General features: G+C 44.2%; 14 protein-coding genes. 6 read left to right on the forward strand and 8 right to left on the reverse strand.

All coding sequences use genetic code 11. The features are described 5' to 3' along the window. From A3735_RS26310 to cobO, 3 genes are all read left to right on the forward strand, one after another. The coding region (locus tag A3735_RS26310) for an iron ABC transporter permease (protein WP_068566947.1) at window positions 1–904 on the forward strand (904 nt) is incomplete at its 5' end. A 9-nt stretch (window positions 905–913) separates the two neighbouring features. Next, window positions 914–1,774, forward strand: coding sequence for a cobalamin-binding protein (locus tag A3735_RS26315; RefSeq protein ID WP_082865058.1), 861 nt, complete (start codon window positions 914–916; stop codon window positions 1,772–1,774). 39 nt (window positions 1,775–1,813) lie between these two features. Then, the gene (gene cobO, locus A3735_RS26320; protein ID WP_082865318.1) at window positions 1,814–2,422 is read left to right on the forward strand and encodes a cob(I)yrinic acid a,c-diamide adenosyltransferase; all 609 of its coding nucleotides are present in this window, start codon (window positions 1,814–1,816) and stop codon (window positions 2,420–2,422) included. A gap of 29 nt (window positions 2,423–2,451) precedes the next feature. Here cobO and A3735_RS26325 read toward each other — a convergent pair whose 3' ends face one another. From A3735_RS26325 to flgA, 4 genes are all read right to left on the reverse strand, one after another. Beyond that, window positions 2,452–3,075 carry a class I SAM-dependent methyltransferase gene (locus A3735_RS26325; RefSeq protein WP_231872240.1) on the reverse strand — a complete coding sequence of 208 codons (624 nt, stop codon included), beginning with the start codon at window positions 3,073–3,075 and terminating at the stop codon, window positions 2,452–2,454. Between the two features lie 37 nt (window positions 3,076–3,112). Then, window positions 3,113–3,586: a flagella synthesis protein FlgN gene (locus tag A3735_RS26330; RefSeq protein ID WP_068507235.1), complete on the reverse strand. Its 474-nt coding sequence runs from the start codon at window positions 3,584–3,586 to the stop codon at window positions 3,113–3,115. 30 nt (window positions 3,587–3,616) lie between these two features. Continuing rightward, window positions 3,617–3,919, reverse strand: coding sequence for a flagellar biosynthesis anti-sigma factor FlgM (gene flgM / locus A3735_RS26335; RefSeq protein ID WP_068507233.1), 303 nt, complete (start codon window positions 3,917–3,919; stop codon window positions 3,617–3,619). Window positions 3,920–4,009: 90 nt separating this feature from the next. Next, the gene (flgA, locus tag A3735_RS26340) at window positions 4,010–4,780 is read right to left on the reverse strand and encodes a flagellar basal body P-ring formation chaperone FlgA (protein ID WP_068507230.1); all 771 of its coding nucleotides are present in this window, start codon (window positions 4,778–4,780) and stop codon (window positions 4,010–4,012) included. A gap of 202 nt (window positions 4,781–4,982) precedes the next feature. Here flgA and A3735_RS26345 point away from each other — a divergent pair, with 202 nt between their 5' ends. Together A3735_RS26345 and A3735_RS26350 are read left to right on the forward strand one after the other, a co-directional pair. After that, window positions 4,983–5,927 carry a chemotaxis protein CheV gene (locus A3735_RS26345; protein WP_068507228.1) on the forward strand — a complete coding sequence of 315 codons (945 nt, stop codon included), beginning with the start codon at window positions 4,983–4,985 and terminating at the stop codon, window positions 5,925–5,927. A 34-nt stretch (window positions 5,928–5,961) separates the two neighbouring features. Beyond that, window positions 5,962–6,798 carry a protein-glutamate O-methyltransferase CheR gene (locus A3735_RS26350; RefSeq protein ID WP_068507226.1) on the forward strand — a complete coding sequence of 279 codons (837 nt, stop codon included), beginning with the start codon at window positions 5,962–5,964 and terminating at the stop codon, window positions 6,796–6,798. A 10-nt stretch (window positions 6,799–6,808) separates the two neighbouring features. Here the strand turns inward: A3735_RS26350 and A3735_RS26355 are convergent, their stop codons facing one another. Beyond that, window positions 6,809–7,588, reverse strand: a complete 780-nt coding sequence (locus A3735_RS26355; protein WP_068507224.1) for an ABC transporter substrate-binding protein — start codon at window positions 7,586–7,588, stop codon at window positions 6,809–6,811. A gap of 268 nt (window positions 7,589–7,856) precedes the next feature. Here A3735_RS26355 and A3735_RS26360 point away from each other — a divergent pair, with 268 nt between their 5' ends. Beyond that, window positions 7,857–8,177 (forward strand): antibiotic biosynthesis monooxygenase, encoded by a 321-nt coding sequence (locus A3735_RS26360; protein WP_068507222.1) that lies wholly within the window; start codon window positions 7,857–7,859, stop codon window positions 8,175–8,177. Between the two features lie 56 nt (window positions 8,178–8,233). On the opposite strand, the gene A3735_RS26365 is transcribed toward A3735_RS26360, so the two are convergent. From A3735_RS26365 to A3735_RS26375, 3 genes are read right to left on the reverse strand one after another with little or no spacing between them, the layout of a single operon-like run. Further along, window positions 8,234–10,240, reverse strand: a complete 2,007-nt coding sequence (locus tag A3735_RS26365; protein WP_068507221.1) for an acetoacetate--CoA ligase — start codon at window positions 10,238–10,240, stop codon at window positions 8,234–8,236. Window positions 10,241–10,261: 21 nt separating this feature from the next. Beyond that, a complete protein-coding gene (locus A3735_RS26370; RefSeq protein ID WP_068507219.1) occupies window positions 10,262–11,149 on the reverse strand; it encodes a hydroxymethylglutaryl-CoA lyase in 888 nt (295 codons plus the stop codon). A gap of 8 nt (window positions 11,150–11,157) precedes the next feature. Beyond that, on the reverse strand, window positions 11,158–11,943 hold the full coding sequence (locus tag A3735_RS26375) for an enoyl-CoA hydratase-related protein (protein ID WP_068507218.1): 786 nt from the start codon (window positions 11,941–11,943) through the stop codon (window positions 11,158–11,160). Between the last annotated feature and the right edge of the window lie 21 nt (window positions 11,944–11,964).

Raw genomic sequence — 11,964 nt, forward strand, 5'->3', positions numbered from 1 at the left:
CATTAGTGTTATTACGGGTGAGGCATCGGCAGACCCTATCCATGAGCAAGTACTACTCGATCTGCGTCTTCCACGCCTGATACTTGCTTTCTTTGCGGGGGCTGGTTTGTCTTTAGCCGGTGCAGTTCTGCAAACGGTTACTCGAAATCCGCTGGCTGACCCTTATTTGTTTGGTATTTCCTCAGGCGCCTCATTTGGCGCTGTGCTGGTCATTGCCGCAGGTGGAGCTAGTTCAATGCTAAGTGATGCTGGTCTGTATGATCTCGGTATCACTGCTGGAGCGTTTATTGGCAGTGCTGTGTCGGTTATTCTGGTTATCTCTCTTTCGGGTATGGGGGCGCAAATTGAACGAATGTTATTAGCCGGCGTTGCGGTTTCTTTTATGTTCAGCGCGGCAACGAGCTTGGTTTTATATATGGCTGATGCTCAAGCCGTTGCATCGCTTATTTTTTGGACTATGGGTAGTTTTAGTAAAGCTCACTGGGGAGCATTATGGATGCCGTCTTTAGTTATTCTTATTTGTATCGCAATATTTTTTGCCAATCACCGGCGTTTGCGTGTCATGCTTGCGGGGGATGAAAGTGCGACCGCATTAGGAGTGGATGTAAAGCGTTTGCGAATTTCTATGTTATTGCTTAGTTCTTTGTTAACGGCAACGTTGGTTGCAAATTGTGGTGGCATAGGCTTTGTTGGTTTAATGGTGCCCCATATTGTTAGAAGGTTGCTAGAGCGCCGGAGTAAGCACGTTTTAACGGCGTGTGTATTATTGGGTGGTTGTTTCATGGTATGGGTTGATGTGCTTGCACGTACCTTGATCGATAATAATGAGCTACCCGTTGGTGTCATTACAGCAGCAATTGGTAGTGCCTTCTTTCTTCTGGTTCTTCGTCGTCGAGGATGGTAAATCGTGCTTATGTTCAGAGTACTTAATCTATTGCTTTTGCTAGTCTTGGCTTTTCAAGCTTCCTTGTCTCATAGTGACGAAACTTCCCACGCACCCTTTGTTGCAAAGCGAATCGTAGCGCTTTCTCCACACTCAGTTGAGTTATTATTTTCTCTAGGTGCTGGAAGTAGAATCGTAGCAACGACAAGCTATGCTGATTTTCCTGATGAAGCTAAGAGAATACCTCAGGTCGGTGGTTACAATGGGATTCAACTTGAGAGTGTGCTCGCCTTAAAACCGGACTTGATTGTTGCTTGGGAAGGAGGCAATCCTGCCGGTGATATTGATCGCCTAGAACGCTTGGGCTTAAAGGTCTATCGTAGTGAAACCAAGCGTATGGCAGATATTGAAACGGAAATCATAGAGCTGGGGGCCTTGACTGGGCTGAATGCGAAAGCCGCGGAGCTCGTTGCAACGTTTAAGCAAGACTGGCAGGGCATACAGAAAGAGAATCATCATAAAGCGCCAATAAGCTTCTTTTACCAGTTGTGGAATGAGCCCTTAAGAACGATAGGTGCGGGCAGCTGGATCAATGAAATTTTAACGAGTTGTGGTGGAGTAAATATATTTGATGATACTTCGCTAGATTATCCGCAAGTGAGTCTAGAGGTTATTCTCAAGGCGAAACCTAAAGTGATCATTGTTCCTTCGCATCATGGTGCAGAATTGGGCGATGCACAACAATGGGCTACCTGGCGCGAGATTCCAGCAGTAAGAAATCAGCATATATTTTCCGTGAATGGTGACGTAATGCATCGTTTTTCACTTCGCGTGATTGATGGAATGAAGTCCGTTTGCAGTGCTTTAGATCAAGTCAGAGCCCGCTCATAAAATAAATAATCTAACCTACCTTCCTGAAGGAGTACGACCTTGGAAAAGCAAGATAAAAATGCTTCACATAAAAAGAAGATGCAAAAACAAAAGGCCAATGTAGACGCTAATATCGAGGCAGCCAATATTGAACGTGGTGTCTTAATAGTGCTTACAGGAAATGGCAAGGGAAAGAGCAGTTCTGCTTTTGGCATGGTTTTGCGGGCCTTGGGCTATGACCATAAGGTTGGAGTAGTACAGTTTATCAAGGGGGCACAGCTTTCAGGTGAAGAGCTTTACTTAAAAAACAAATTGCCAGATGTAGACTTCTATCAAATGGGGACTGGCTTTACCTGGAACACGCAAGATCGAGAAGCAGATATCGAAGCGGCCGAAAAAACCTGGAAGGTAGCGGAGAAAATGCTTGCAGATGACAGCTACAACTTGGTCGTGCTGGATGAGCTGACCTATATGATTGCCTATAAATACCTTGAAGAAGAACGAATTCTTTCTGCTTTGCGAGATAGGCCTTTTGAGCAAAGCGTGATTGTTACCGGACGAGGTGGTGGCTCTGCGTTGCAGGAGTTAGCTGATACGGTATCAGAGATTAAAGAGATCAAGCACGCCTATAAGGCGGGCGTTAAGGCTCGTGAAGGGGTTGATTATTAGGCGCTGAGCAAAAGTAAATGAGTACTGTTTTATCTTTTGATTAGCAATACTGTGTCGTAAGAGATGACCTCTAGCTGGCAGTCGAACAATGCAGCAATATATTGAAAGGTTTTAACGGAATAGAAGCTGATGTGAGTTGGGTCTTTCGTATACTGCCAATTCACGATGCCTTGCTTTGGGGGTTGTTTTGTCATAATGCCCAAGACTCCTTTCTTTTTCAGCATCTTAAACAAGAGCTCAAATACCTCTTTTGGCTTGCTCAGATGTTCGACAACCTCTGTACTGGTAATAAAGTCGTAGCGGCCACTTAAAGGGCTTTTGTCTGGCATGTAGAAAGGATCGTACTCTTCTACGTTAAAGCCCTTTTCACGCATCATGATTGATAAAGTTGGTCCGGGTCCGCAGCCGAAATCAAGCCCATTGGCAAAGGGTTCTAGTTGAGATATCAGCGGCATAGATAACTTCTCTAGAAAGCGCCGATATCCTTTGTCTTCGGGGTTGTTTTCATGCAAATCATAGATTGATTTTTCATACCCGGGCGAGATGTGAAACTGCTTAGGAACAAATATCAGGTCACAGTGCGCACAGTTAAGGTATTCTCTGTCTACTTTGCTGTGTGAATCTCGGTGAATAGCCCTTGTTTCTTTTGACAAGCATAAAGGGCATTCATGAGTAGTTGGGGGTGGGGTATCAGGCCTGGCCAATGCGATGGGTGGATCCGTAACTTTGCTCTTTACCTTGTTGGCCATAAAGATTTTGCGTTTTGTTTTGGCCGCGGATGATTGTCATCAACTTATTCGTGCGCTGTAAGGAGCGACTAATAATGCTTCCGTTGACCTGGTTAGTATCTTTGCATTGTTGCATTTTCTCGCGGGAAGTTTGCCATAAGTTAACTAAATCATCATCATTTAGTGTTTGTAGCTTTTCCTCAACGTGTCCAGGTTTAATGCCAAGCCCAGACTCGGCTATTAACCTGGCCTTAATTTTTCCGCGAGACTCTAATTGTTGGACAGTTTGAGTTTTGTGTTTGGATAATAGAGAAATTTGATCGGTGTTGCGCGTTGTTAGGGTTTGCTTTTCTTGGTCCAAGAGCTTCTTTAAGGTATCTAGATCGACAATATCTTGACGGAGTAAGTTCTTAAGCTGCTCGGTAAACTCTGACATAGTAGACCTCATTGGAGTAATTAATGATAATTACCCCAAATCAAGCATTTTTCGAGCCAAGTTATCAGAGTCTGGCTGATATTCACCACGTTCTATACGAGCTTTTACCTCATCGACGCGGCTTTGGTTTACTTCAGGCAGTGATTTAATCTCTGCTTCAATGCGAGCAAGATTTTGTGCCGAGGAGCTAAAGCTAACGCTGTCTTTAGCATTTTCGCTTGAAGGGGGCTGCCCTTGAGCGGGGTTACTAATGCTCTCAACAGACTTTCCAGCCTGATTTCGTTTGGGGCCATCTGTGCGATTAGAGCCAATGCCATTTATATCAATATTCATGGTGATGCATCCTTAAATCTTTCTATGCCTAATATATCGGCATGCGATCTTAATACTTTAGCTAAATCTTACAGTAAATTATGTTTTTTTCTAAAGTGTTATTATTACAAGGCCGGGCTCACTTACGCGAGCCTTTACAACACGCTTCGACTGCAGGTTTTGTACGGGTATTTGCTGCCCCAACGCCCCGTCAGTCATAGCGGTGCCGTTCATTCTAACCGAAATTGCACTATTGCTGGCAACGATTACAACATTATCGCCGCGCTTAACCAGCTTTGGCGGTGTTAAATGGCCAGGTTGAATTGTTGATCCGGGCCTAATTGAGCGCCGAGCTACCATACCTTCGACGTCAGATAGCTGTTGATAATGTGAATAGTGTGTTCGGTTAATAACTATTTCTTCTAGGTTGATGTCATTTATAGAGATCACTTGGCCACGCCGGATACCCCCCGTTGCGACAACTGTATGAGCGTAAAGGTCGAATTCTGAGCCAATATAGAGTTTCCAAGGTTTAAGACCTTCGCAGCGAATCTCGATTGTTATTCGGTTTTGTGTGAGAGGAGGGCGATTCAGCTTAAGTTGTGGCTGCTCGCTACATGTTTTGTTTTTGTGGTATGGATCAATATTGCCGACCCTGTATTCTGAGCGGTAACCTTTGTCCGCATAATCAGCGGCTAACTGCTCAAGGTATGCCGAGACTAGCGTTTTAAGGTCGAAGTTATTGTCTGAGGTTTCATTCTTTGCTAATTCTTCAGGCGTAGCGTGACTATGCTTATTCTCCAAAGTTACGGTCTCGCTCCCGATAACTAGTGTGCTCAGAAAAAGAAGCGGTAACCAGAATATTTGCCTACTAATTTTCATTTTATGTCCTATGCTATTGTTAGCTGTGCAAAAAATTAAAAAGCACGTGTAATAACAAGTACTTTATTGCGTAAACTGAGTGTTGCGTCAAAAGTACAAATCGTTGCTCAGGGTTTTACCTATTTGCTTAAGTATCAAGCATTCTGCTAAATACTTAAGCAAGTAACATACCGCTCTGAACATCGTTAGGGGAGCTATATATATGGCCGGTATTCTGGACAGTGTTAACCAACGAACTCAGCTCGTTGGGCAGAATCGACTGGAATTATTGTTGTTTAAGCTTCAGGGTCAGCAGATATACGGAATTAACGTTTTTAAGGTTAAAGAAGTATTGCAGTGCCCTAAGTTAACTATGATGCCACAACGACATCCTGTTGTTCGCGGTGTCGCGCATATTCGTGGTGGAACTATCCCTATTATGGATATGGGGATGGCAACAGGACAGATGCCGATTGCGGAAGAGACAATTCCCAATAGCTTTGTCATTATTACTGAATACAACAGAAAGACTCAAGGCTTCCTGGTTGGTGATGTTGAACGTATCGTTAACCTTAATTGGGAAGAGATTCATCCGCCGCCAAAGGGTGCCGGACGCGAAAATTACCTGACTGCCGTCACTCGTATCGATAATAAGCTTGTAGAAATTATCGATGTAGAGAAGATTCTTTCTGAAGTGGCGCCTGTAGAAGAAACCGTTAACGAAGAGTTCGTAGAACAGGTGTGTGAACGTAATAGTGAATCGCCGCCTACCGTTCTGGTCGCTGATGACTCGGTGGTTGCGCGTAAGCAAATACAAAACTGCCTACAAGCTATCGGCATTACAGTAATTACCAAGAATGATGGTAAACAGGCCTACGATTATCTAAGGGAACTTGTGGCGGACGGGTCACACCTTAATGATCATATTGATTTGATGATTTCAGACGTAGAGATGCCAGAGATGGATGGCTACACCTTGACGACCTTATGTAAGGATGATCATCGTTTAGCACCACTTTATATTATGCTGCACACTTCATTGAGTGGTGTGTTTAACCAGGCAATGGTAGAAAAAGTTGGTGCCGATGACTTTATGGCCAAGTTTAGTCCGGATGAACTTGCGGAAAAAGTGATGGATATCATTGATCGTATCAAGACGAAAGCTTAGATGTACAGCGCAACATGCTCGTTAAAGGGTGGCTATGCAATTAGATAGTTCAGCTCAGGAGTATCACTTATTCCGCACCTTTCTAGAGGAAGCGTGCGGGATATTGTTGGGTGAAAATAAGGCTTATCTAGTGAGTAGTCGCCTCAAGCCTGTGATGGCAAAGCATCAGATTGCAAGCCTAAGTGAGCTCGTGTCCAAGCTTAAGAGTATTTCACATCGCAATCTCAGAGAAGAAGTGATTGATGCGATGACTACAAATGAAACTTTATGGTTTCGAGACTCTCATCCTTTTACTGTTCTAAAAGAAAAAATCTTCGTTGAAGCAGATAAGCAGAATACTATTGCACCCTTGAAAATATGGTCAGCAGCATGCTCAACAGGTCAAGAGCCTTATTCGATCTCTATCATTGCGAAAGAGTTTCAAGAGTCTAAGCCCGGTAGATTGAAGGGGGGGGTAAAGGTTGTCGCGACAGATATCTCACCGACAGTGCTTGCTAACGCGAAGTCTGGTATCTATGAGATGTTGGCGCTTGGGCGCGGAATGTCTGAGCAACGCTTGAAGAAGTGTTTTAGTTCGCTTGAAGATGGTCGTTGGCAGATTAAACCTGAGTACAAAACTAGCATTGATTTTCAGTTGTTAAACTTGATGGAAGGTTACGGTCGAGTTGGAACTAATCTCGATGTGGTTTTTTGTAGAAATGTCTTGATCTATTTCTCACCTGAATTAAAACGAAAGATTCTGGTCAAAATACATAGTGTTTTGAAGAAGGGAGGGTATTTGATCTTAGGTGCTTCTGAGTCACTTAATGGTTTATCGGAGTACTTTGAAATGATTCAGTGCCGCCCAGGAATTATCTATCGAGCGATTTAATTAACCTGGTTTATTCGCAAGTCCCCGCATAAGAGTCTCTATATTTACTCAAGATAGCCTGGTACTCACCATTACCCTGAATGCCCTCCAAGCCCTTATTGAACTTTTGGATTAATGTCCTATCCATCGATCGAATTACTCGAGAAGTGGGGGGAGCAATATTGTCGAAGCTAAATTCCAGGGATTGATATTTCCTGCTGTTTTTGTGTTTGCTGGAAAAAATATTTCGATCCGAAATAGCAATGTCAATGCGCTTCATTGCGAGCATGTCGAGTTGTTTTAATTGATCAACATCCTCAGTGTACTTCTTGTTATTCTGAGTCATAAGCTGAAAGTCTTGGCCCAAGGTAGTGCTCGCACTTTTGAAAGCCCAAATATGCTTGTCATAGTAATCATATATAGTTTTAAGTTGTAGGTTCTGGCTAGCGAGTGAGATGGCACAGTCCACATAGTCAAGTGTTTTGTGGCTCGTGGAAATACCCGGCAAATTGGAAGAATAGATCGTATTTGATTGATTTGAAACAATTGCGTCGATGCTGCCACTTTTAACTAACTCTATTGCGCGTAGGTAATGGACATTCTCAATACTAATTGATTCGTAGCCTGCTTGGGTAAGTGCGCTATAGATAATGTCACGTTCAATACCGCTTTTTTTATCCTGGCTTAAGTATGGGGGCATTGAAAAAGTAAAGGCCAAAGAAATAGCTACTTGATCTTGTTTGTTAGCGAGGGCGGTCGTGGTGCTGAGTAACAGATAAAGTAACGTGGCTTTCGAAATAAATGCTCGCATTATCGTGTATCCGTATCCGGAGAAATCATAGGAAAATTATAGTTTGAATTTGCTGGATGTCCAACTTAGGCATTTTTTTGCCAACCTCGTTTTGGCTTCTCGAGTTAAAAAATCTAGCCAATTTTTCTTGATTTGAAGAGCAAAAAATAGTTTATTTGAACTGTAGCTTTTACCCGCAGGGCGCGGGCAAAATTTATGGTTAGTAAGTTGAAGCTGGGAACGTGTTTTTTCACTACAGAAACTGTTTTTACAAGGAGCAATAAGCAGAATGGACGCAATTGTAGGCACACCGCAACCTCCCTATTACTCTGTCATTTTTACCTCAGTACTTAGTAGCGATGATAAGGAATACTCTAACACATCTCTTCGTATGGAAGCGCTTGCCAGTGAGCAAGACGGGTTTTTGGGCTTAGAGTCAGCACGTGACTCACTAGGTGTGACGGTTTCCTATTGGCGTGATCTGGAATCGATTAAAGCGTGGAAAGATAATCTAGAACATACTGCAGCACAGTCTTTAGGAAAGGAGCGCTGGTATAGAGACTATAAAGTCAGGGTTTCACGTGTGGAACGCGATTACGGTTTATTGTAAAGCGCCTATTATCAATAGAGAAGATTGCCTTCTCTATTGATTTTATAGTCATTGTGCTAGTCGCTTTTCAGGGCCGCTAAGTTGCTATATAAGTTTAATGCCTCTGGGTTTGCCAATGCTTCTATATTTGTAAGCTCTTTGCCGTGCACGACATTTCTAACGGCTAGCTCGACAATTTTTCCACTCAATGTTCTGGGAATGTCCGTGACTTGAAGAATCTTATTGGGCACATGCCTTGGTGTAGTATTCTCGCGGATACTTCGTTTTATCTTATCGATAAGCTGCGTGTCTAGTGTTAAACCTTCTTGTAAACGAACAAAGAGAATGACACGAACATCATCTTGCCATTCTTGGCCGATAGCAATTGACTCAAACACTTCCTCAACCTTTTCAACCTGACGATAAATCTCAGCAGTACCTATTCGAACACCGCCAGGGTTAAGGATTGCATCAGAGCGGCCGTGAATGATTACGCCGGTTTGGGTTGGTGTTCCATTATCTGCTTCGTGGACAATAAGCTCTCCGTAGTCCCCATGAGCCCATGTGTTGTCAAAGCGTTTAAAGTAAGCGCTTTGGTATTTTTCGTTATTTTTGTCATTCCAGAAACCGGTTGGCATGGAAGGGAAGGCTTGCTTACAAACAAGCTCTCCTTTTCCTTGTGTAAGGCTAGTTCCATCATCATCTAAAAATTGTACGTCCATCCCTAAGCCAATGCATTGAAGCTCACCTTTGTATACTGGAAGATTCGGGTTTCCTAGCGCAAAACAAGAGATGATATCTGTGCCCCCGGAAATACTAGAGACGCATACGTCCGTCTTAATGTCGCGGTAAATATATTCAAAACTTTCGTGGCTCAAGGGGGAGCCGGTTGATAAGAATGCTTCGACGCTATCAAGTTGGTGGCTATGCTTCGGCGACAGACCAAACTTCTCACAGGCAGCGTAATACTTGGCACTAGCCCCAAAAATATCGATACCTTCTTCGTCTGCAATATCAAGCAGGCTGGTTTGTTCTGGGTGGAATGGTGAGCCGTCATACAACACTAGCGTAGCACCTAAGGCTAGACCAGAAACGAGCCAGTTCCACATCATCCAGCCACAGGTTGTGTAGTAGAAAAGCTTGGTATTTGGCTTGACGTTGGTATGCAGTGCAAGCTCTTTGAGGTGCTGAATCAAGGTACCACCAGCGCTATGTACAATGCATTTGGGTTTGCCTGTTGTTCCTGATGAATAGAGGATGTACAGCGGTGCCGAAAAGGGCATTTGCGTGAATGACAATGCGCTGTTGTCCTCTACCTTCATTACATCCGCCCAGGTATGAAATGAATCACCAAGGGCTTCTTTGTCGCTATCTTTTGGCTTGAGATAAGGAATCAGTATGCAGGCTTCTAATTCGCTTAGACCTTTCTGGACGGCTTTAACACGTTCAAGGCTGCTGATAGTTTTATTTCCATAGTAATAACCGTCTGTAGCAAAAAGGACTTTAGGACGAGTTTGTTCGAAGCGATCGAGCACGCCTGTTACGCCAAAATCGGGTGAACAGGATGTCCAGATTGCACCGAGGCTACTTGTAGCAAGCATGGCAATCACCGCATAGCAACTATTTGGTAGGAAGCCGGCTACCACATCGCCTTTTGCTACGCCCACTTGCTTAAGATATGTGGCACACTTATTAACCTGCTGGAGTAGTTCCTGGTAACTAAGCTCTGTTCTAAGGCCATGCTCGCCACGTTCAACAATCGCTATCGATGCAGGGCTGCTTTCAGCTTGGCGCAACAGATTCTCGGCAAAGTTCAAGGTCGCATTTGGAAACCATTGCGCACCCGGCATCTTGTCTTCATTAAGCAAGGTGAGTTCGCCTTTATGACCTTTGACATCAAAGAAATCCCACAGCTGTGACCAGAATGCCTGCTTATCAGAGACAGACCAACGATAGAGTTGATCGTAGCTTTCAAATGAATGTTCGCTTTGCTGATTTAGATAAGACATGAATCGAGTCAGTTCTGTCTGCGATATGCGGTCTATGCTAGGTTGCCAAAGGCATTCGTTATTTTGCTGATTCATGTCGTGCTGTTCCGAGTCTGGTTATTTTAATGCGAGCGCTACTTTTGATTGATTAGTTCGGCCAATTGCATTGCAAATTCTGTTTCCTGCTTCAATGAGCTTGTCTAGCTCAATACCTGTTTCCATGCCAGCCCCCTGGAGCATATAAACGGTGTCTTCTGTGCTGACATTTCCAGAGGCTCCGGTTGCATAGGGGCAACCACCTAAGCCAGCTACTGAGGTATCGAAAGTTCTGTAGCCTAACTCTAGGGCTGCGTATTGATTGGCAAGCGCTTGGCCGTAGGTATCGTGAAAATGGCAGGCTAGTTGATTGGTCGAGAAGTGTCTCAATAGTTGAGAGAGCAGCGTTTTTATTTGAACGGGCGTACCAATGCCAATTGTATCGCCGAGTGATACCTCGTAGCAGCCCATGCTCAGCAGGCGCTCACAGACTTTAGTAACATTTTCAGGCGAAGTGATGCCATCGTAAGGGCAGGCGATAATGCAAGAAACATAAGCTCGAACGCGCAAATTATCCTGCTTGGCCTGGGTAATAAGTGGCTCGAAACGAGCAATGCTTTCATCAATGCTGCAGTTGATGTTTTTCTGAGTAAAGCCTTCTGAAGCTGCAGTAAATATGGCAACCTCATCCACATTGACAGATTTGGCTGCTTCATAACCCTTGAGGTTTGGGGTGAGAGCTGAGTAACAGATATCATCTCTGCGACTTAGCTTTGTGAAAACCTCTGCACTACTGGCCATCTGGGGAACCCACTTGGGTGAAACAAAGCTACCGGCCTCTATTTGCTTCAGTCCAGCCTTGCCAAGCTGTTCGATTAAGGCGAGTTTATCTTCCAAGCTTACGATTCCAGCTTCGTTTTGTAGCCCGTCACGCGGACCCACTTCAACAATTCTTACTTGATCACTCATGCTTGTGTTTACTCCTTATTGCTCTTAATCCAAGGAGCTGGCTGCTTATCGAAAAATGCCTTCAATCCATTTTGACCTTCTTCCGATACGCGTAAGTCAGCAATAAGCTGGCTGGTGCGTTCACTTAAGTCTTCAGGAGCTTGCACTATGTCAGCCACTAGCTGCTTGGCTGCAATACTGGCTTGCGGGCCAGTTGTTAAAATTTGTTCAACAATAGCCTGTACTTGCTCATCTAATTGTTCAGTTGCTACAACTTCATGGACAAGTTGATAACCCTTTGCTGCTTGAGCCTTAAATACTTCAGCAGTTAAGAATAGTCTTTTTGCGATGCGAGGGCCGATGGCTTCAACAACAAAAGGCCCGATGGTGGCAGGTGCTAAACCGAGTTTCGTTTCGCTTAAACAGAAACGTGATTTCTCATCGGCGATGGCAATGTCGCTGCACGCGATAAGCCCGATTGCTCCACCGTAGGCGGCTCCTTGTACGCGTGCTATTGTGGGAATCCTAAGATCGTTTAACTCTTGCATAAGCGCAGCAAGTTGGCGTGCATCGTGAAGGTTGTCTTCATGACTTAGCGTTGCCATACGTTTCATCCAGGCTAAGTCAGCCCCGGCGCAGAAATGTTTGCCATCAGCTTTGAGTACCATAACGCGCGCATCTGAGTCGTTGACTGTTTTTATATGTGCGCGTAGTTCGGTAATTACCTGGTCATCGAAAGCGTTGTGCTTTTCAGGGCGCGATAAGCAAAGGGTGGCGATTTGCTTATCAAATTGAAGAGTACTTGCTGGCTGCATGGTTAATATCCTGATTCATTG

Source organism: Oleiphilus sp. HI0061 (assembly GCF_001635675.1).